Origin of the sequence: Pseudomonas trivialis, from assembly GCF_036864995.1 — a bacterium.
GTDB classification, from domain to species: domain Bacteria; phylum Pseudomonadota; class Gammaproteobacteria; order Pseudomonadales; family Pseudomonadaceae; genus Aquipseudomonas; species Aquipseudomonas trivialis.
Window position 1 is genome coordinate 5214836 of sequence record NZ_CP142151.1, and the last position, 20162, is coordinate 5234997.

Here is a 20162-nt window from a genome sequence, read left to right on the forward strand (position 1 = left end):
ATGTGGGAATTCCTTCAGCATCTATCGTTCTGGGACTGGCTGGCACTGGGTACCGTGTTGTTGATTCTCGAGGTGTTCGGGGCCGGCGGGTATCTGCTGTGGATGGGCATCGCGGCCGCTGCGGTGGGCGTGATCAAGTTCGTGGTCCCCTCGCTGGGGTTGGAGTGGCAACTGCTGCTGTTCGCCCTGCTGTCGATTCTGACGGCGGTGTACTGGTGGAAGCGTCAGCGCAGCAGCGCCAAGGCGAGCGATCAGCCGAGTCTGAACGAGCGGGGCTCGGAGCTGATCGGCCGCACCTTTGTTGTGCATCAAGCCATTGTGGATGGCCGGGGCAAGGTGAAAGTCGGCGACAGCGTATGGATGGTGACCGGCCCGGATACGCCTGCAGGCGCTCAAGTGCGGGTGATCGGCCAGGACGGCGTGGTATTGAAAGTCGAAACTGTTCAGTCATGATTGAACTCGATCGGTCTGATTACAATCAAACCCAACAGACAACCACCGGAGTCACCTACCATGCGTCTTAAATATGCTGTCGCAACCCTCGCTGTGCTATCCCTCCCAGTCGGTTCAGCCATGGCCGACAGCTTCTGGCGCAATGTCATCTCGTCTGGGGCCACGACCGGCTCGACGTACCTGACCTTCAAGGACCACAAGATGGTGGTTGCCGCTCAAGACGACGCAGGCAGCTTCGTTGCCAGCGATGGCGGCATCCGCGGCCCGTACCTGGAAGCCGCCATGCAGAAAGTCCGCGCCGACAACCCTGGCCTGCAGGCTACGGATATGGAGCTGGCCAACGCTATTCTCGCGAAGAATGCCGTTACCGAGTGATACCCGCTCTAAAGAATGCCGCTTTTTCAAGCGGCATTTTTTTGCCTGCCAGATGACAATTCGTTCACCGGCGACAGGCTATATTCAGTCGAACCGTGCAACCATGCCGGGTACTCACAGCCTTTATTCGTCGCCACTCTGAAACGGATGCCTTCCTCGTCATGAGCCAACAGCCCTTCCTGCCGTTTTCCAAACCCACCATCGATGAAGCCACTATCTCGGCGGTCGGCGATGTGCTGCGCTCTGGCTGGATCACCAGCGGGCCGAAAGTGCAGGCATTCGAAGCACAGCTGTCGGAATATTTTGGCGGGCGCCCGGTGCGCACGTTCAACTCGGGCACCTGCACCATGGAGATTGCCTTGCGCATCGCCGGTATCGGACCGGGCGATGAAGTCATTACCACGCCAATCTCGTGGGTCGCCACGGCCAACGTGATCCTGGAAGTCGGCGCCACCCCGGTGTTTGCCGATATAGATCCGGTCACCCGCAATATCGATCTGACGCAGGTCGAAGCGGCCATTACCCCGCGTACCAAGGCGATCATCCCGGTGTACCTGGCCGGTCTGCCGTTGGACATGCCAATGCTTTACGCACTGGCCAACAAGTACAACCTGCGCATCATTGAAGACGCCGCCCAGGCCCTGGGCTCCAGCTGGGATGGCGAGCGCATTGGCGCCACCGGCGACTTCGTTTCCTTCAGTTTCCAGGCGAACAAAAACATCACCTCGTCCGAGGGCGGTTGCCTGGTATTGAACAACGCCGAGGAAGCACGCCTGGCGGAAAAGTATCGCCTGCAGGGTGTTACCCGCACTGGCTTTGACGGTCTGGACGTGGATGTGTTGGGCGGCAAGTTCAACATGACCGATATCGCCGCGGCCATCGGCCTGGGCCAGTTCGCCCATATCGAAAAAATCACCGCCCACCGCCAAAATCTGGCGCGGCATTACTTCCAGTGCTTCGGCAGTGATTTTGAACAGGTATACGGCGCGCAATTGCCGCCGGAGGACTTCGAAAACAGCAACTGGCACCTGTTCCAACTGGTGCTGCCGGAACGCCAGGACGGCTTGCCCGCCCGCGCTACGTTCATGGAGCAGATGCAGGCCCATGGCGTAGGCATCGGTTACCACTACCCACCGATCCACCTGCTGAGCCTTTATCGGGCACAGGGCTTCAAGGAAGGCATGTTCCCGGTGGCGGAAAAAGTGGGCCGTTTGATTGTGTCGTTGCCGATGTTTACGGCAATGACCGAGGCGGATGTGGAGCGAGCGGTAGCGGCGGTCAAAGCGGTACTGAAAGCGACTGAAAAATCCGGCTCACCTCAACCCAATGTGGGAGCTGGCTTGCCTGCGATGACATCACTGCGGTGTAACTGATACACCGAGGTGTCTGCATCGCAGACAAGCCAGCTCCCACACTGGTTTGTGCTGTTTCAACGCTTTGCGTTTACTCGCCGATAGCAGCCTTGTAGCCGGCGGCGTCCAGCAGTTTATCCAGATCAGCCGGGTTACTTGGCTTGAGCTTGAAGATCCACGCACCGTAAGGGTCGGAGTTCAGCAGCTCGGGGCTGCCACTCAACTCTTCGTTCACGGCGATCACTTCGCCGGCCACTGGCGCGTAGATATCCGAGGCGGCCTTCACCGACTCAACCACCCCCGCCTGCCCTTCGGCTTCAAACGTGGCGCCCACTTCGGCCAACTCAACAAACACCACATCCCCCAGCGCTTCCTGGGCGTGGTCGGAAATCCCGACGGTCACCGTGCCGTCGGCTTCCAGACGGGCCCACTCGTGACTTTCGGCAAAACGCAGTTCGGCAGGGATAGTGCTCATATTCTGTGCCCTCTAGAAGGAATGTCAGCGGCCAAATGGCCTGCCGGAAATAGTTAGATCAGTGTCTTGCCATGGCGCACGAAGGTCGGTTTGACCACTCGAACCGGGTACCACTTGCCGCGGATTTCCACCTCGGCCCGGTCGGCCGTCGCCGTCGGTACACGCGCCAGGGCAATGGATTTGCTCAGCGTAGGGGAGAAACTACCACTGGTGATCTCTCCTTCGCCAACATTGGCGATACGAACCACCTGATGAGCGCGTAAAACGCCGCGTTCTTCCAGGACCAAACCCACCAGTTTGAACTGCACACCTGCCGCCAGCTCGGCTTCCAGCGCCGTGCGCCCGATGAAGTCGCGCTCGACCGGCTCCCAGGCGATGCTCCAGGCCATGTTGGCCGCCAGGGGCGAAACGTCCTGATGAATATCCTGACCATACAGGTTCATGCCCGCTTCCAGGCGCAGGGTGTCGCGGGCGCCGAGGCCGATGGGGGAAATACCGGCACCGACCAGGTCGTTGAAAAAGCCCGGTGCCTGTTCGGCCGGCAGGACAATTTCCAGACCATCTTCGCCGGTGTAGCCGGTGCGAGCGATAAACCAGTCGCCGTCGGCCTGGCCTTCAAAGGGCTTGAGTTGGTGGATCAGAGTGCTACGGGATTGGGTCACCAGCTCGGCGATTTTCTGCCGGGCATGGGGGCCTTGAATGGCGAGCATCGCCAGTTCCGAGCGCTCATGCAGTTGCACCTGGTAGTCGCCAAGCTGCGCCTGCATCCAGGCCAGGTCCTGATCACGGGTGGCGGCGTTGAACACCAGCCGGTAACCGGTTTGGGTGCGATAGACGATCATGTCGTCCACCACGCCGCCCTGCTCGTTGAGCATGGCGCTGTAAAGCGCACGGCCGCAGCCCTGCAAACGATCAACGTCATTGGCCAGCAGGTGCTGGAGCCACTCCCTGGCCTGAAGGCCTGTGACATCGATCACGGTCATGTGGGACACATCGAACACCCCGCAGTCGCGTCGCACCTGATGGTGCTCCTCAACTTGCGAGCCGTAGTGCAGAGGCATATCCCAACCGCCAAAATCGACCATTTTCGCGCCCAGGGCGAGATGCAGGTCATACAGAGGCGTACGCTGTCCCATGGGTTTCTCCTTCCGGGCTTGGCGAAGATGCGCAGGCTTGCCATATGCGCTGAACACCTTTAATTACAAGGCCTGCAGCCACGCACAGCGACCCGATCCGAAAGACGGCGCGCACCGAATGCCGCGCATTGTAGCTGCAAGCTGTAGGACTGGCACCTAGCCGATTGACCGGGCCGAGCGACGAATCAGGCCGATGACGGGCAACAGGCCGACACACACTAGCGTCAAGGCCGGCAGCGACGCCCGTGCCCACTCGCCCTCGCTGGTCATTTCAAAGATCCGCACCGCCAGCGTGTCCCAGCCAAACGGGCGCATCAGCAGGGTGGCGGGCATTTCCTTGAGCACATCGACGAACACCAGCAGCGCCGCACTCAACGTGCCCGGCAGCAACAGCGGCAGATACACTTTGCAAAACAGTCGTGGCCCACTGACCCCCAGACTGCGCCCCGCTTCAGGCAATGACGGGCGGATGCGTGCCAGGCTGTTTTCCAGCGGCCCATAGGCCACCGCAAGGAACCGCACCAGATACGCCAGCACCAGCGCCAACAGGCTGCCCAGCAACAACGGCTTGCCCGCACCGCCCAGCCAGCCGGACAGCGGCACCACCAGCACGCGGTCCAGATAGCTGAACGCCAACATGATCGACACCGCCAGCACCGACCCCGGCAACGCATAACCGACGTTGGCCAGACTGACGCCGGAGCGAATCGCCCGGGTCGGCGCCAGGCGGTTGGCGAACGCCAGCAGCAGCGCCACGCTGACGGTGATGAGCGCCGCGATACCGCCCAGATAAAGGGTGTGCACGATCAGCCCCGCGTAACGTTCATCCAGATCGAAGCGGCCACGCTGCCAGAACCACACCACCAACTGCAGCATCGGAATCACAAAGGCACAGGCCAATACCAGACCACACCAGGCAGTGGCCGCCGCCGCCTTGACCCCGCGCAAGTGATACAGCGCCTTGCCTCGTGGCCGTTCATTGCCGGGTCGGCTGGAGCCCCGCGCGCGCCGCTCGCCGTACAGCACCAGCATCACCACCAGCAGCAACAGGCTGGCCAGTTGGGCCGCGCTGGACAGGCTGAAAAAACCGTACCAGGTCTTGTAGATCGCGGTGGTAAACGTGTCGAAGTTGAACACCGAGACCGCGCCAAAATCCGCCAGGGTCTCCATCAACGCCAACGCCACACCCGCGCCGATCGCCGGCCTGGCCATCGGCAACGCGACTCGCCAGAACGCTTGCCACGGCGATTGTCCGAGTACCCGCGCCGCCTCCATCAAGCCTTTGCCCTGGGCCAGGAATGCGCTGCGCGCGAGCAGATACACGTAAGGGTAGAAGACCAGCACCAGCACGATGATCACGCCGCCGGTGGAGCGCACGCGCGGCAGGCGCAAGCCGTTGCCGAACCCTTCGCGCAGCAGGCTCTGCACCGGGCCTGCAAAATCCAGCAGGCCGACAAAGACAAAGGCCAGTACATACGCCGGAATCGCAAAAGGCAGCATCAACGCCCAGTCGAGCCAGCGCCGTCCGGGGAACTCGCAGAGGCTGGTCAGCCAGGCCAGGCTGACGCCCAACAGGGTCACACCGACGCCAACGCCAAGCACCAGCGTGAGCGTATTGCCCAGCAGGCGTGGCATCTGGGTATCCCACAGGTGGGCCCAGATTTGTGCATCAACACTTTGCCAAGACAGCAACAGCACGCTCAGTGGCAATAGCACCAGGGCGGCGACGGTGAACACCGGCAGGTACCAGCGGCGTTGGACGGGGTGGGCCAAGAGCAAACTTCCTGCGAATGACAATCCAAAGGCAAAACCCAGCGTGGGAGGGGGCTTGCTCCCGATAGCGGGTTGTCAGTCTACTCATCAGTAACTGATCCACTGCTATCGGGAGCAAGCCCCCTCCCACATTTTGATCTGCGGCGCTTTACACGTTCAGTTCCAGCCAGCGCGATCCATAAGGCGAATCGCCTCAGCCTGACGCTTGCCCGCCACTTCCACCGGCAAGGTATCGGCCACGAACTTGCCCCAGGTCGCCACTTCGGCAGAAGGCGGCACCGCCGGGTTGGCCGGGAACTCCTGGTTCACATCCGCAAAAATCTTCTGCGCCTCAGGCGTGGTCATCCACTCCACCAGCGCCTTGGCGGCTTCCGGGTGCGGCGCGTGCTTGGTCAGGCCGATACCCGACAGGTTGACGTGCACGCCACGGTCGCCCTGGTTCGGCCAGAACAACTTCACCGCCAGCTCCGGCTTCTGCTTGTGCAGGCGACCGTAGTAGTAGGTGTTGACGATGCCCACGTCGCATTGCCCGGCGTTGATCGCCTCCAGCACCGCAATGTCGTCAGAGAACACGTCGGTGGACAGGTTGTTGACCCAGCCCTTGACGATTTCCTCGGTCCTGGCCGCGCCATGGGTTTCGATCAGGGTGGCGGTCAGCGATTGGTTATAGACCTTCTTCGCCGTGCGCAGGCACAGGCGGCCTTCCCATTGTTTGTCGGCGAGGGCTTCGTAAGTGGTCAGGTCGCCCGGCTTCACCCGGTCGGTGGAATAGGCGATGGTGCGCGCGCGCAGGCTCAAGCCGGTCCAGGCGTGAGCGGATGAGCGATATTGCAAAGGGATGTTCTTGTTGATGACCGCCGAGGTGAACGGTTGCAGGATGCCCATGTGCTCGGCCTGCCACAGGTTGCCGGCGTCAACGGTGAGCAGCAGGTCGGCGGTGGCGTTTTCGCCCTCGGCCTTGATGCGCTGCATCAGCGGGGCTTCCTTGTCGGTGATGAACTTCACCTGCACGCCGGTCTTTTGGGTGTAGGCGTCGAACACCGGCTTGATCAGTTCGTCGATGCGCGAGGAGTAGACCACGACTTCGTCGGCTGCCTGGGCGCTGCTGCAGCCGATCAGGGTGAGTGCCAGGGCAGTCAGGAGGCGCTTGGGTGCCGACATGGGGGCGGTCGCTCATTTGCAAAAAGAGGGCAAATGATAAGGACTCACATTTGGTAACGCTTGGTGGAGGCGTTACCAGATGTTGCACGGCAGTGTCAGGGTTTCGCCAACTCCGGCAGATCCCCGGTCAGCCCCAACGCCTGACGCACGAATACAGCCTTGGCTTCAGGCATCTGGTTGACCACCTTCAACCCGGCATTACGCAACCAGCGCAACGGCAGCTGATCGGCCTGGAACAGGCGCTCGAAGCCTTCCATCGCCGCCATCAACGCCAGGTTGTGCGGCATGCGCCGACGTTCGTAGCGGCTCAGTACTTTCACTTCGGCCAGGCGTTCACCGCGCTCGCTAGCCGCCCGCAGCACCTCGGCGAGCACTGCGGCATCGAGCAACCCCAGGTTAACGCCCTGCCCCGCCAGCGGATGAATCGCGTGGGCCGCATCGCCGATCAGTGCCAGGCCTTCGGCCACGTAGCGCTTGGCATGACGCTGGCGCAAGGGCACACAGACGCGCGGGTCGGCGCTGACCACCGTTCCCAGCCGCCCTTCGAATGCGCGCTCCAGCTCACGGCAGAAGCGTTCATCGTCCAGCGCCATCAAGCGTTCGGACTCAGCCGGCGTGGTCGACCACACAATCGAACACCATTCCTGCTGCCCGTCCCGATCCAGCGGCAGAAATGCCAGCGGGCCGGTATCGGTGAAGCGCTGCCACGCCGTACGCTGGTGCGGCTGGCTACTGCGCACGCTGGTGACGATGGCGTTGTGCAGGTAGTCCCATTCGCGGGTGGGGGTGCCGGTCAGGCGGCGCACGGCGGAGTTGGCGCCATCGGCGGCCACCACCAATGGCGTACGCAGCTTGCGGCCATCTGCCAGGGTCAGCAGCCAATCGTCGCCGGAACGACGCATCTGCTCCAGGCGTGCATTGGCCAGCAAGCCCAGGTCGCAGTCGTGCAGGCGATCGAGCAAGGCGTCCTGCACCACACGGTTTTCAACGATATGCCCGAGCACGTCGGCGTGCACACTGGCCGCCGAAAAGTGGATCTGCCCGGTGCCGCTGCCGTCCCACACCTGCATTTCGCCATATGGGCTGGCACGGCGCGCCACGATGCCATCCCACACGCCAAGCCGTTCGAGGATGCGCTGGCTGGCGGCCGACAAGGCGCTCACCCGCGGCTCGAACGCTGCGTCTGGGTCAAACGGTTTGACGCTCAGCGGGCTGCCATCGAGCAGCAACACCTGCAGGCCACTGCCCTGCAACGCCAGCGCCAGGGCGCTTCCGACCATTCCGGCCCCGACAATCAGCACATCTGCGCGCATGTCCATGCTTTAAACCTGCCTCGCTGGCGGCCTGCGCCGCACGTAAAGGGTTTTGCCGACGCACCTGATCAAGCAAGGCATCGTCGATAAAGAATTCACTCACACATCCGAGCGCGTACCCAGGCCCATGGCCTGACGGGCGAACCAGCGCTTGGCCGGCGGCAAGAGGTCCAGGCCCAGCAGGCCGAGGTTACGGCCCAATGCCACCAACGGCTGGCCGCTGCCAAACAGCCGCGTCACCTGGTCGGAGAAGCCCACGGTCAGTTGCTGATCGCCGCGCTGACGGTCGCGATAAGCCTGCAAGGTCGCCAGGTCGCCCGGTACCTGCGGACCGGCCAGCAGGGCTTCGGCCAGGGCATCCGCATCGCGCAGGGACAGGTTGAAGCCCTGCCCGGCAATCGGATGCAGGCTATGGGCCGCATTGCCAAGGATCGCCAGGTGCGAGCGCACTTGTTCTTCAGCCTCCACCAGGGTCAGCGGGTACAAATGACGCGCGCCGACTTGCTTGAACGTGCCCAGGCGGTAGCCGAACACGCTCTGCAGTTCGCTGAGGAAGCTGCGCTCATCGAGGTCGACCAAGCGCTGGGCATCCATGCCGATACGGGTCCAGATCAGCGCGCAACGGTTGTCCGGCAGCGGCAGCAAGGCCATCGGGCCGTCATCGGTAAAACGCTCGAAAGCCTCGCCGTTGTGGGCTTCGCTCGGGGTCACATTGGCGATCAGCGCGCTCTGGTTATACGGCCGGGTTTTGACGCCGATGCCGAGCTGTTCACGCAAGCTGGAACGGCCACCGTCGGCCAGCACCGCAAGGTCGCAAGACAGCACCGTTTCATCGTTGAGGGTCAGGCGATAGCCGTCCGGCAACGGCTCCATACGCGTGACTTCCGCGGGGCAGCGCCAGCTCACCACGTCTTTATCAAGGCTCTGCCACAGGCATTGGCCGAGCCAGGCATTTTCCACTACATAGCCCAGGGCCGGCACGCCTTCCTCCAGAGCGGACAGGCGCGCGGTGGAGAAACGGCCACGGTCAGACACGTGAATCTGCTTGATCGGCTCGGCGCGGCGGGAAATGTCCTGCCAGACGCCCAGCCGCTGATAGATCTGCCGCGCGCCGAATGACAGCGCCGAGGACCTCGCATCGTAGCTTGGCTGGTAGCTGTCGCCAGGGGCGAAGGGTTCGATCAGCATGATCTTCCAGCCCCGCGCCTTGGCGCCTGCCTGCAATGCCAAGGCAAGGCTCGCGCCCACCAGACCGCCGCCGACAATCGCCAGGTTGACCCGGCTCATCGCGCAGCCGCCATCAACGCTTCGATCTCGGCCACGGTCTTGGGCACGCCGCCGGTCAGGATTTCACAGCCCTTCTTGGTCACTACCACGTCGTCCTCGATGCGCACGCCAATGCCACGCCATTTCTTTGCCACGTTCTGGTTATCCGGGGAAATATAGATACCCGGCTCCACGGTCAACACCATGCCTACTTCCAGCACACGCCACTCACCACCGACCCGGTATTCACCGACATCGTGCACGTCCATGCCCAGCCAGTGGCCGGCGCGGTGCATGTAAAACGCGCGGTAGGCTTCGCTGGCGATCAGTTCGTCGACATCGCCCTGCAGCAGCCCGAGGCTTACCAGCCCGGCGGTGATCACGCGCACGGTCGCCTCGTGGGCCTGGTTCCAATGTTTGTTCGGCGCGATTTCGGCAAAGGCGGCTTCCTGGGACGCCAGCACGATCTCGTAAATCGCCTTTTGCTCGGCCGAGAACCTGCCGTTGACCGGCCAGGTGCGCGTGATATCGCTGGCGTAGCAGTCGATCTCGCAACCGGCGTCGATCAGCACCAGATCGCCGTCCTTGAGCAACGCGTCATTCTGTTGGTAATGCAGGATGCAGCTGTTGCGTCCGGCAGCGACGATGGAGCCATAGGCCGGCATTTTCGCGCCACCCTGGCGGAACACGTAATCCAGCTCGGCTTCGAGGCTGAACTCATGCAAACCAGCGCGACTGGCCTGCATCGCCCGCACATGGGCCGCGCAGGAAATGCGCGCGGCCTCACGCATCACCTTAAGCTCTGCCGCTGACTTGTACAGACGCATGTCGTGCAAAAGGTGATCCAGGGCCACGAACTCTTTGGGCGGCTGGGCGCCCAGGTGGGCTTTGGAGCGGATCACGTTGATCCACTCCATCACGTGGCGGTCGAACTCGGCATTGCTGCCCATGGCCGAATACACCCGGTCGCGGCCTTCGATCAGGCCGGGCAGGATGTCGTCGATATCGGTGATAGGGAAAGCGTCGTCAGCGCCAAAGTCGCGGATCGCGCCTTCGGTGCCGGCGCGCAGGCCGTCCCACAGTTCGCGCTCGGCGTTGCGCTCGCGGCAGAACAGCACGTACTCGCCGTGCTGTCGACCGGGCATCAGCACGATCACCGCCTGCGGTTCCGGGAAGCCGCTCAGGTACTGGAAATCGCTGTCCTGGCGGTAGACATGCTCGACATCGCGATTACGAATGGCCACCGCAGCGGCCGGCAGAATCGCGATGCTGTTGGGTTCCATCTGCGCCATGAGCGCCTTGCGGCGCCGGGTGTATTCCGCTTTGGGGATATGGATCATGGGCAGAGGGGCTTCCTTTTTAGTGCAACGACGGCTTGGGTGCAGCGGGCTCAGCGGACTTTTTGGTCTCGGTGAACAGCAGCAGCGGCGCCACGCGCAGGTATTCCATGACCTCCATGTAGTCGCCTTCGCCGTCTTCGGATTCTTCCAGGGCATCTTGCACCTGGGAGATAGCGGCGAGGTCCTGCAGCACTTCCCTGGCGTCGGTGCTCAGCTCCAGGCCGCCGGCGTTCACGCCGAAACCGTGGAGAAAGCCCTGGCACCACTGGCCCAGCGCGGCGGCGCGGTCGGCCAGCGGTGCGTCGTCGGAGGGCAGCAGCAGGACGACGGTGACGTCATCGCCAGTCAGCTCGCCCTTGACCATCTCTTGCAGGCCGATCAACGCGTTGCGCACGTTATCAGTGGGTTCGGTCTCCAGCAGCTCGGCCACATCGGCCAGCCAGTTGTCGGCATCAAAGCCCACACCGGTGCAACTGCGCCCCAACAGCACGCCGTGCAGTTCGGCAGGCGAGCAAGGGTGGCCGCTGGTGCTCAGCAGTTTGGAAAAGGCATCGTACGGGGAGTTCTGAATAGGCATGGTGAGCTAGGCGCCAGACGGCGCAATGTCTAGAATGGAGCGCTGTATCCTAGCACCGGCAGACGTACCAAGACTATCGAGGGCGTCAGATCGTTTATCCTGCAGTTGCCATTCATCAGACAAATCCAGTGGAACCCAATGGAAGACACCGACCTGCAAGCGCTGATGGCCAGACTCGAATTGCTAATTGATCGGGTCGAGCAACTTAAGAGTCAAAACGGACTCCTACTAGCTCAGGAAAAAACCTGGCGCGAGGAACGCGCTCACCTCATTGAAAAAAACGAAATCGCCCGGCGTAAGGTCGAATCGATGATTTCGCGCCTGAAGGCCCTGGAGCAAGACTCATGAGTTCAAGCAATAGCGTTACCGTGCAGATCCTCGACAAAGAATATTCGATCATCTGCCCCCAGGAAGAACGCAACAATCTGGTGAGCGCTGCCCGCTACCTGGACGGCAAGATGCGTGAAATCCGCAGCAGCGGCAAAGTGATCGGCGCCGACCGCATCGCCGTGATGGCCGCGCTGAACATCACCCACGACCTGCTGCACAAGCAGGAACGCCCCGATGTACAGGCCAGCGGCTCGACCCGCGAGCAGGTGCGCGACCTGCTCGACCGCGTCGATCTGGCGCTGTCCAGCGATTCGGACGCAGCCAAGGGCTGATTGCCAAGTCTGTTTAAGGTATACTCGCCCCACTCCCTGGCGTGCTTGCCAGTCGGCGATGTCCCGGAGCCGATTCGCACTACCCTGGAAGTTGCACGTTGGGCTGGTGTGCATGTCCGCTAGACGGAAAGCCTTAAAGCCTACTGCTTCTTCCACCTTGAACTTTCGGGTTCAAGGGCTTAGTCGACAGCGGTTCTGTCGGGGAGCCTGAATTCCCAAACTCAATGCCAGTCTTCGGACTGGCATTGTTTTATGAGCCGAAAACCCATGACCGAACCTGCGCCGCTTTCCCGTCCGCAACTTCGACGCATGTTGCGCAAGGCCCGTCGTGCCCTCACGCCGAGCGAGCAGCGCCAGGCTGCCCTTGGCCTGTATCGGCAACTGGCACAGCACCCGCTGTTTCGCCGGGCCAAACATATTTCCCTGTATCTGCCGACGGACGGTGAAATCGATCCGCGCCTGCTGCTGCGTGCAGCCCAGCGCCGGGGCAAGGCCACCTACCTGCCGGTGCTGAGCGCCTGGTCGCGAACCAAGATGGTGTTCCAGCGCGTGCGGCCCGGGGAGATCTTGCGGCCCAACCGCTTTCGTATTCTGGAGCCACGGGTGAATGCCCGCCGCCAGCGCAAGGTGTGGGCACTGGACCTGGTGCTGCTGCCGCTGGTGGGGTTCGATGATGTTGGCGGACGCCTGGGCATGGGTGGCGGATTCTATGACCGCAGCCTGGCCTACCTCGCCCGCCGCAAGCACTGGCGCAAGCCTACGCTGCTGGGGCTGGCCCATGAATGTCAGAAGGTCGATCGCCTGGCGCAGGCCAGTTGGGATGTGCCGTTGGCAGGCACCGTCACTGACAGGCAATGGTATATCGCAGGAGCGCCACTGGAATCAGCGGCGACTTGAAGCAGGGTTAATGCTTGTACTGTTGCTGCACGGGAGAAAGCTGAGCCGGCGCATCGGTCTTGTTTGTCCACAAGCTTTGCGCATACCCGGTGGTCACGACGCCCAGACCAAATAAAATCACCAAAATCCATAGTAAATCCGGTTTACGTTGCATCGATTGCCCCCCTTCAGGCATCTCGTACACGATGACAACAACGTTCCAAAGTAGTCCGTTGCAGCTGCGTCAAGCTTAAAAGCCGGCATTCTGCGGTAACGTGAACCAACACGCAAACCTTGGCGCCAACCGACTGTCGGTTTGTCATGGAATTGCCCGACAGCTCGCCCAACGCCTTTTTCAGGAACCCCACAATGGCCTACTGGCTGATGAAATCCGAGCCCGACGAACTCTCCATAAACGGCCTGCAAAAGCTCGGCGAAGCCCGCTGGGACGGGGTGCGCAATTACCAGGCGCGCAACTTCCTGCGAGCCATGGCCCTGGGCGATGAATTCTTTTTTACCATTCCAGTTGCCCCGAGCCCGGCATTGCCGGCATCGGCAAAATCATCAAGGCTGCTTACCCCGACCCTACCGCGCTGGAGCCAGAAAGCCACTACTTCGACGCCAAGGCCAGCGCCGATAAAAATCCGTGGAGTGCGATCGATGTGGCGCATGTGCAGACGTTTCCCAAGGTGCTGGGCCTGGGTTACCTGAAACAGCAAGCCGCGCTCGCCGAGTTGCCGCTGGTGCAAAAAGGCAGCCGTTTGTCGGTGATGCCGGTCACGGCTGAGCAATGGGCAACCGTGCTGGCGCTGCGCTGAGCGCACGACACACCTGGACGCATACCTGTCCGAACGGCTAGTCGCGGCGGACAACAGGGTTTGGCAGAATCGTCGACCCCGTTGTCCAGGAAGGAAGATCCCGTGACGCGTTCCACCTGTGCTTACCTACCCGCCATAGACGGCATGCGCGCCATAGCCGTGCTCAGCGTGATCATTTTCCACCTGGATTTTCTCGACCTGCTGCCCGGCGGATTCACCGGCGTCGACCTGTTTTTCGTCATCTCAGGCTATGTGATCAGCCAATCCCTGTGGGAGCGCCGTGACCTGCCTCTGGGCGCGTACCTGAAAGACTTCTACCGTCGCCGCCTGCTGCGCATCATGCCGGCGTTACTGGCGGTACTCTCTGTGAGTTTCATGCTGTCGGCGATGTTCACGCCGCAGTTCTGGCTCAGCGAACTGATCGACCGTACGGGCCTCGCGGCTTTCTTTGGCCTGAGCAACTTCGTGCTGGCCTGGAATACCGACACCTATTTCTCCCCCACTGCCGAACTCAACCCTTACCTGCACACCTGGTCGCTGGGAGTTGAAGAGCAGTTCTACCTGATCTTCCCGGCATTGTTTTTTATCTGGTTACGCTACCGGCAACGCGTTGCGATCGTGTGGGCCGTGCTGCCGTTGATGGCCGCTGCTTCGCTGATCGCCGGGGCCTATCAGGTCAACGCCGCGCCGCTGTCGGCGTTCTACCTGCTGCCCGGGCGCTTTTGGGAACTGGCTTCGGGAGCGCTGCTGTTCCAGCTCATCGGCACGGCGCCGCGCTTCAACCGATGGGCTCCTGCCATGTTGGCCGCCGGCCTGGGTTTGGTCTTCGTCGGCTTGCTGTTGGCCAAACCCGGCCGATTCCCGTTTCCCTGGGCTTTGGTCAGCGTGGCGGGCGCGCTCTTGATGCTTGCCGGAATCGTGCTGCAAGCCGATCAACCACCTGGTGCGCTGCAACGCCTGCTGCAAAACCGGGTGGTGACCTACCTCGGCCGACTGTCGTATTCGCTGTACCTGTGGCATTGGCCGGTCGCGGTGTTCCTGCGCTGGACCACCGGGCTCGAGCTGCTTGCGGTGCAACTGCTTTACCCGGTGCTGGTACTCGCCCTCGCGGCAGCGTCCTACCACTGGATCGAGATGCCGATTCGCACCGGCCGCTCCGTGGTGCAACGCCAGGCATGGCCTGCGATTGCCAGTGTTGCGGGCGTCACCGGGCTGCTGTGGCTGGGGGCGCAGTGGGTATCGACGAACGCATCGGCCTTGTCACTCAGCCATACCCGCGACAGTTACACCTGGTATGCCTACAAACATTATCCACAGGAAGACTTTGAAACCCTCGATGACCCGCGTCTGCAGGGACGGCAGCTGTTCGTCATGGGAGACTCGCATACGGCGACCTACCGTACCTTGTTGAAGCTGATCTCGCTCAAGCTCGGGGTGACGGTGGTGGAATATGAACAAGGGGGTTGCGCTGTGGCAAGCTTGATCGGGCCAGACCCGTCACGCTGCGCCCCGTCGCGCGAAGCTCAGCTCAAGCAGATCGAGTCCCGCGCCAAGCCGGGTGACGTGGTGTTCCTGGCCTCCCTGCGCATGCCTGAACTCACCGCCCGCCCGTGGCGCGAAGGTGAGTCAGCGATAATCGATGAAGCCTTGAAAGAACTGACTGACGAGAACATGGAAGCGGCGCGAACCGATGCCGAGCGATTATTGCAACGCCTGCAGGCGGCGCAGCTCAACATTCTGATCGACGCCCCCAAACCTGTGTTCAAGGCCGCGCCCAATCGTTGCTCGGACTGGTTCAATCACATGAACCCGGTGTGCAAGCCGGGCCTGACGATGGAGCGCAATCAGCTTGAGCGGCTGCGCGCGTCGCAGATGCAATTGCTGCGACAACTGGAGACGCGTTATCCGGCCTTGCATACCTGGGACCCGTTGCCGCTGTTATGCCCAGGTGCCACCTGCTCGGCCTACGAGGAAAACGCCAAACCGTTGTTCTTCGACTCCAACCACCTCAGTGGCCATGGCAACCGCGTACTGGAGCCCGCGTTTACCGCAGCCTTGCTGAAGATATGGGAGGTGCCGCCGGTTACTGAATGATCAGGTTGTTGAACAGCAGGTCTTCCACCATCGGCTTGCCGGTCTCATCGTTCATGACCTGCTGGGTTTGCTTCAGAGCTTCCTGACGCAGTTTTTCCTTGCCTTCGACGGTGCTCATGGCTTCGTTGGTCTGTTGGGTAAACAGCGCCACCAACTGATTACGAATCAGCGGGTCATTGGCCTTGACCGCCGCAGCCGCTTCGGTACCGGTGACACGCAGGGCAATATCGGCTTTGAACACCTTGAGTTTCGCCGTGCCGTCGAGGCCATAGTTGCCCACGAACGGCGGGGTCAGGCTGATATAACTGACCTTCGGCGCCTCACCTTCCTTGGCCTCTTCGGCCTGAGCCGCCATCGGCAAGCTCAGGGCCAGCATCAACAGGATCCACGCTTTCACAATTCATTCCTCACATTCGGTTGCCAAGCAGCATAACGCCAGCGAGGCAGAGCACAAGCTTATGGCGACTCATCAGGCCCGGGCATGCTCGTTGACCCACGGGCGTTCTCTCCTACACTTATCGGCCAAGACGCCAAAAGGAATAGTCCGATGAAAGCTGTGCTGTGCAAAGCCTTCGGCCCCGCCGAAACCCTGGTGCTGGAAGAGATCGAAAGCCCGGCGTTCAAAAAGAACGAAGTGCTGTTGGACGTGCACGCAGCCGGGGTGAATTTCCCGGACACTCTTATTATCGAGGGCAAGTACCAGTTCAAGCCGCCCTTCCCGTTCTCACCGGGTGGCGAAGCGGCCGGGGTGGTCAGCGCAGTCGGCGAGAAAGTCAGCCACCTGAAAGTCGGCGACCGCGTGATGGCCCTGACCGGCTGGGGCAGCTTTGCCGAACAGGTCGCCGTGCCGGGCTACAACGTACTGCCGATTCCGCCGAGCATGGACTTCAACATCGCCGCCGCCTTCAGCATGACCTACGGCACCTCGATGCACGCGCTCAAGCAACGGGCCAACCTGCAACCTGGCGAGACCCTGCTGGTACTCGGCGCTTCCGGGGGCGTGGGCCTGGCCGCAGTGGAAATCGGCAAGGCCATGGGCGCGCGGGTGATCGCCGCCGCCAGCAGCGCCGACAAACTTGCCGTGGCCAAGGCGGCCGGCGCCGATGAACTGATCAACTACAGCGACGCCAGCCTCAAGGACGAGGTCAAGCGCCTGACCGACGGCAACGGCGCCGATGTGATCTACGACCCAGTGGGCGGCGACCTGTTTGACCAGGCCATCCGCGCCATTGCCTGGAACGGTCGCTTGCTGGTGGTCGGTTTTGCCAGCGGACGCATTCCCGAACTGCCGGTGAATCTGGCACTGCTCAAGGGGGCGGCGGTGGTCGGTGTGTTCTGGGGCTCGTTCGCGCAGCGTCAGCCGCAGGACAATGCGGCGAACTTTCAGCAGTTGTTCACCTGGTATGGCGAAGGCCGGTTGAAACCGCTGGTGTCGAAAATGTATCCGCTGGATCAGGCGGCCCAGGCGATCAACGACCTGGGGCAGCGCAAGGCTGTCGGCAAAGTCGTCGTCCAAACTCGCTGAATGCAGTGAAATGCAATCACTGCGGGAAGGGGCTTGCTCCCGATTGCTGACCCACCGCTATCGGCAGCAAGCCCCCTCCTACATCTGGAGCGCTGATGTGCCCTGGCGCGCAATCACGACTCGCACTTATCCATTTACGACGTGTTCGGATTTCTTGTGTTTGCCCATGAGAGGCGGTGCTATTTTCGGTAACGAAACTGTAACATTCGCATCCGCAGTCAAAACAAGAAATCTGGAGCTCTTGAATGTTTGCTTTCTTTCGTCCTGCCGCGCACCAGGCGCCCCTGCCTGAAGAAAAAATCGACAGTACCTATCGACGACTGCGCTGGCAGATCTTCGCCGGTATTTTCATCGGCTACGCCGGTTACTACCTGCTGCGCAAAAACTTCTCCCTGGCCATGCCCTACCTGATCGACGAGGGTTATACCCGTGGTCAACTGGGCCTGGCGATGTCGGCGATCGCGATTGCCTACGGCCTGTCCAAGTTCCTCATGGGCCTGGTGTCCGACCGCTCCAACCCGCGCTACTTCCTGCCCTTCGGCCTGTTGGTGTCGGCGGGTGTAATGTTCATTTTCGGTTTCGCACCCTGGGCAACGTCCAGCGTGACCATGATGTTCATCCTGCTGTTCATCAACGGCTGGGCCCAGGGCATGGGCTGGCCACCTAGCGGGCGGACCATGGTGCACTGGTGGTCGCAGAAAGAGCGCGGCGGCGTGGTGTCGGTGTGGAACGTGGCGCACAACGTCGGCGGCGGCCTGATAGGTCCGCTGTTTCTGCTGGGCATGGCCTGGTTCAACGACTGGCATGCGGCCTTCTACGTGCCGGCGACCGTGGCGCTGCTGGTGGCGGCGTTTGCCTTCATCACCATGCGTGACACCCCGCAGTCGGTGGGCCTGCCGCCCATCGAGCAATACAAGAACGATTACCCGGAAGGCTACGATGCGAGCCACGAAGAAGAATTCAGCGCCAAGGAAATCTTCGTCAAATACGTGCTGCGCAACAAAATGCTGTGGTACATCGCGTTTGCCAACGTTTTCGTCTACCTGCTGCGCTACGGCGTGCTGGATTGGGCGCCAACGTACCTCAAGGAAGCCAAGCACTTTACGGTCGACAAGTCCTCGTGGGCCTACTTCTTCTACGAGTGGGCAGGTATTCCGGGCACGCTGTTGTGCGGCTGGATGTCGGACAAGATCTTCCGTGGCAACCGTGGCCTGACCGGCATTGTGTTCATGGCCCTGGTGACCGTGGCGACTCTGGTGTACTGGCTCAACCCGCCAGGCAACCCGACTGTCGACATGATCGCCCTGGTGTCGATCGGCTTCCTGATCTACGGCCCGGTGATGCTGATCGGCCTGCAGGCGCTGGAACTGGCACCGAAGAAGGCCGCCGGCACCGCTGCAGGCTTCACTGGTCTGTTCGGTTACCTGGGTGGTTCGGTGGCCGCAAGTGCCGCCATGGGCTACACCGTGGACCATTTCGGCTGGGACGGTGGCTTTGTGCTGCTGATCGGCGCGTGCCTGCTGGCGATTGCGTTCCTGATCCCGACCCTGTGGCACACCAACAGTGTCAGCTCGGCGCGTTAATCAGTCGCGCAATCCTTGATACAACGCTTGAGCCGCGCCTCCAGGTTTTTATCTGGCATGGCGTGGCTGCGCAGGGCGTTGACGGTCTGCTCGACATAATCGCGAGTGGTGCCGTAACGCCCGCAAGCACTCTGCAACACGTGGTTGAGCACAATATCGGGCAAGTTGCCGGCATAGCTGGGCAAGTGTCGCTCCAATACAAATCCCAGCGCCTGAACCTGACTGCCATCTTCCAGACGGCAGCTGAGCCAGTGCGGCTTGTAGGAGGGATAAGGCATCTCGCGCTGCCACAAGGCGTAAAGCGACGCCTCCAGTTGATCTTCCGGCAAGCGATAGGCAAACCCGCTGCACGAACCGCCGCGATCTAGTCCGAATACCAGCCCCGGCAACTCCGGCGTACCCCGGTGCTCGTGGGACCACAGGTACAGCCCGCGATGATAGCCATGCACCCGAGCCCGCACGCGTTCGGTCGACGAACATTCAGGGCGCCAGATTAACGAACCGTAAGCAAACAGCCACACCGGCCCACCCTTGTGCCGAGCCATGGTGGCCTGCATCGAGCTCATCAATTGTTCGTGAGTGAGTTGCGGCCCCAGATCGAGTCGCGGAGGGTAAGCCAATTGCAGAAGATCGGTTTCTATGGCGGTCATGGCGAAAAGCGGTGCGCCTCCTGTGTATTACCAGTTGTGAGGGACTTTACCGCAATAGAACGCAGCGCTGTAAGCGCATGGCCCACCTTTGGTCAGGATTGAGCCCGGCACTTCCGCTACTTTCAGCCCCGGTTCAGCCTTGTAACGCGTCCCGGCGCCAGAATGGCGCACACGTTACGGCCCGTTGTCCGCTTTTCACACTGACTACCGAGGTCGCCTCCATGAAAAAGATCCGACTGCCAGGCCTGCTGTTTCTGGCCCAGGCCACCACCGCTTTCGCTGCAGAAGTGCCACCGGCCGAAGACGACAAAGGCTTCTGGTATGCGCAGACCAGCGTGTATACCCGGCACTTTTCGCCCGACCCTGACCACAACAACAAGCAGAACCTGATCGGCCTGGAACGCAATGAGGCCTCAGGTTTTGTGTATGGCGGGGCGACGTTTCGCAACTCGTTCGGCCAGCGTTCCTACTACGCCTACGCAGGCCAGCGCTATGACATGGCGGACTACCCCGTCTACCTGAAGATCACGGGCGGAGCGATCCAGGGCTATCGCGGTAAATACCGCGACAAGATCCCATTGAACCGGCTTGGCGTGGCACCGGTGGTTATCCCGTCGGTGGGCACGTATTACGGGCCGGTGGCGGCGGAGGTGGTGTTGCTCGGGTTCAATGCAGTGATGCTGACCACGGGCGTGCGATTCTAAGCGGAGCAGCGCCCACAGAGCTTAAGCGC

At 61.6% G+C, this 20162-nt stretch carries 20 protein-coding genes, 1 other RNA gene and 2 pseudogenes; 12 read left to right on the plus strand and 11 right to left on the minus strand.

All coding sequences use genetic code 11. The features are described from left to right. The 3 genes and pseudogenes from VRB54_RS23185 to VRB54_RS23195 all read left to right on the plus strand — a co-directional run. Positions 1–453 (plus strand): NfeD family protein, encoded by a 453-nt coding sequence (locus tag VRB54_RS23185; RefSeq protein ID WP_338478899.1) that lies wholly within the window; start codon positions 1–3, stop codon positions 451–453. Between the two features lie 60 nt (positions 454–513). Continuing rightward, positions 514–828, plus strand: coding sequence for a DUF2388 domain-containing protein (locus VRB54_RS23190; RefSeq protein ID WP_057723397.1), 315 nt, complete (start codon positions 514–516; stop codon positions 826–828). Between the two features lie 161 nt (positions 829–989). Then, a pseudogene (locus VRB54_RS23195) lies at positions 990–2123 on the plus strand (DegT/DnrJ/EryC1/StrS family aminotransferase); the annotation flags it as partial. Between the two features lie 148 nt (positions 2124–2271). On the opposite strand, the gene gcvH reads toward VRB54_RS23195, so the two are convergent. From gcvH to VRB54_RS23235, 8 genes are all read right to left on the minus strand, one after another. Beyond that, positions 2272–2655 carry a glycine cleavage system protein GcvH gene (gene gcvH / locus VRB54_RS23200; protein WP_209986175.1) on the minus strand — a complete coding sequence of 128 codons (384 nt, stop codon included), beginning with the start codon at positions 2653–2655 and terminating at the stop codon, positions 2272–2274. 53 nt (positions 2656–2708) lie between these two features. Then, positions 2709–3791, minus strand: a complete 1083-nt coding sequence (gcvT, locus tag VRB54_RS23205) for a glycine cleavage system aminomethyltransferase GcvT (protein ID WP_338478900.1) — start codon at positions 3789–3791, stop codon at positions 2709–2711. Between the two features lie 156 nt (positions 3792–3947). Next, positions 3948–5564: an iron ABC transporter permease gene (locus tag VRB54_RS23210; RefSeq protein WP_338478901.1), complete on the minus strand. Its 1617-nt coding sequence runs from the start codon at positions 5562–5564 to the stop codon at positions 3948–3950. Positions 5565–5720: 156 nt separating this feature from the next. After that, on the minus strand, positions 5721–6725 hold the full coding sequence (locus VRB54_RS23215; protein ID WP_338478902.1) for an extracellular solute-binding protein: 1005 nt from the start codon (positions 6723–6725) through the stop codon (positions 5721–5723). 95 nt (positions 6726–6820) lie between these two features. Further along, positions 6821–8038, minus strand: coding sequence for a 2-octaprenyl-3-methyl-6-methoxy-1,4-benzoquinol hydroxylase (locus tag VRB54_RS23220; RefSeq protein WP_338481149.1), 1218 nt, complete (start codon positions 8036–8038; stop codon positions 6821–6823). Positions 8039–8137: 99 nt separating this feature from the next. Continuing rightward, positions 8138–9325 (minus strand): 2-octaprenyl-6-methoxyphenyl hydroxylase, encoded by a 1188-nt coding sequence (gene ubiH, locus VRB54_RS23225; RefSeq protein ID WP_338478903.1) that lies wholly within the window; start codon positions 9323–9325, stop codon positions 8138–8140. Continuing rightward, complete coding sequence (gene pepP / locus VRB54_RS23230) at positions 9322–10644, minus strand: Xaa-Pro aminopeptidase (protein WP_338478904.1); 1323 nt, start codon at positions 10642–10644, stop codon at positions 9322–9324. Before pepP ends, ubiH begins: the two co-directional genes overlap by 4 nt. A 19-nt stretch (positions 10645–10663) precedes the next feature. Next, positions 10664–11221 (minus strand): YecA family protein, encoded by a 558-nt coding sequence (locus VRB54_RS23235; RefSeq protein WP_057006429.1) that lies wholly within the window; start codon positions 11219–11221, stop codon positions 10664–10666. Between the two features lie 138 nt (positions 11222–11359). Between VRB54_RS23235 and VRB54_RS23240 the strand changes: the two genes are divergently transcribed. The 4 genes from VRB54_RS23240 to VRB54_RS23255 all read left to right on the plus strand — a co-directional run bounded on the left by VRB54_RS23240 (position 11360) and on the right by VRB54_RS23255 (position 12780). Continuing rightward, positions 11360–11569, plus strand: a complete 210-nt coding sequence (locus VRB54_RS23240) for a TIGR02449 family protein (protein WP_003177365.1) — start codon at positions 11360–11362, stop codon at positions 11567–11569. Further along, on the plus strand, positions 11566–11883 hold the full coding sequence (locus tag VRB54_RS23245; RefSeq protein WP_003234809.1) for a cell division protein ZapA: 318 nt from the start codon (positions 11566–11568) through the stop codon (positions 11881–11883). Before VRB54_RS23240 ends, VRB54_RS23245 begins: the two co-directional genes overlap by 4 nt. A gap of 30 nt (positions 11884–11913) precedes the next feature. Further along, positions 11914–12092: non-coding RNA, 6S RNA (gene ssrS / locus VRB54_RS23250), on the plus strand. A gap of 58 nt (positions 12093–12150) precedes the next feature. Beyond that, entirely contained in the window at positions 12151–12780 is a 630-nt protein-coding gene (locus VRB54_RS23255) for a 5-formyltetrahydrofolate cyclo-ligase (protein WP_338481150.1), read from the plus strand. Positions 12781–12787: 7 nt separating this feature from the next. Here VRB54_RS23255 and VRB54_RS23260 read toward each other — a convergent pair whose 3' ends face one another. After that, entirely contained in the window at positions 12788–12934 is a 147-nt protein-coding gene (locus tag VRB54_RS23260; protein ID WP_338478905.1) for a hypothetical protein, read from the minus strand. Between the two features lie 194 nt (positions 12935–13128). On the opposite strand from VRB54_RS23260, the pseudogene VRB54_RS23265 reads away from it, so the two are divergent. Both VRB54_RS23265 and VRB54_RS23270 read left to right on the plus strand, forming a co-directional pair. After that, a pseudogene (locus VRB54_RS23265) lies at positions 13129–13577 on the plus strand (EVE domain-containing protein). A gap of 102 nt (positions 13578–13679) precedes the next feature. Beyond that, the gene (locus VRB54_RS23270) at positions 13680–15671 is read left to right on the plus strand and encodes an acyltransferase family protein (protein WP_338478906.1); all 1992 of its coding nucleotides are present in this window, start codon (positions 13680–13682) and stop codon (positions 15669–15671) included. Here VRB54_RS23270 and VRB54_RS23275 read toward each other — a convergent pair. Beyond that, positions 15661–16068 carry a flagellar basal body-associated protein FliL gene (locus tag VRB54_RS23275; protein ID WP_338478907.1) on the minus strand — a complete coding sequence of 136 codons (408 nt, stop codon included), beginning with the start codon at positions 16066–16068 and terminating at the stop codon, positions 15661–15663. The genes VRB54_RS23270 and VRB54_RS23275 overlap by 11 nt on opposite strands. A gap of 150 nt (positions 16069–16218) precedes the next feature. On the opposite strand from VRB54_RS23275, the gene VRB54_RS23280 reads away from it, so the two are divergent. Together VRB54_RS23280 and glpT are read left to right on the plus strand one after the other, a co-directional pair. After that, positions 16219–17196 (plus strand): NADPH:quinone oxidoreductase family protein, encoded by a 978-nt coding sequence (locus VRB54_RS23280; protein ID WP_003234819.1) that lies wholly within the window; start codon positions 16219–16221, stop codon positions 17194–17196. Between the two features lie 245 nt (positions 17197–17441). Continuing rightward, the gene (glpT, locus tag VRB54_RS23285) at positions 17442–18779 is read left to right on the plus strand and encodes a glycerol-3-phosphate transporter (protein ID WP_003234821.1); all 1338 of its coding nucleotides are present in this window, start codon (positions 17442–17444) and stop codon (positions 18777–18779) included. Here glpT and VRB54_RS23290 read toward each other — a convergent pair. Next, on the minus strand, positions 18776–19429 hold the full coding sequence (locus VRB54_RS23290; RefSeq protein WP_338478908.1) for a gamma-glutamylcyclotransferase: 654 nt from the start codon (positions 19427–19429) through the stop codon (positions 18776–18778). The two genes, glpT and VRB54_RS23290, sit on opposite strands and share 4 nt — an antisense overlap. A gap of 221 nt (positions 19430–19650) precedes the next feature. On the opposite strand from VRB54_RS23290, the gene VRB54_RS23295 reads away from it, so the two are divergent. Further along, positions 19651–20133 (plus strand): sn-glycerol-3-phosphate transporter, encoded by a 483-nt coding sequence (locus tag VRB54_RS23295; protein ID WP_338478909.1) that lies wholly within the window; start codon positions 19651–19653, stop codon positions 20131–20133. Positions 20134–20162: the final 29 nt, after the last annotated feature.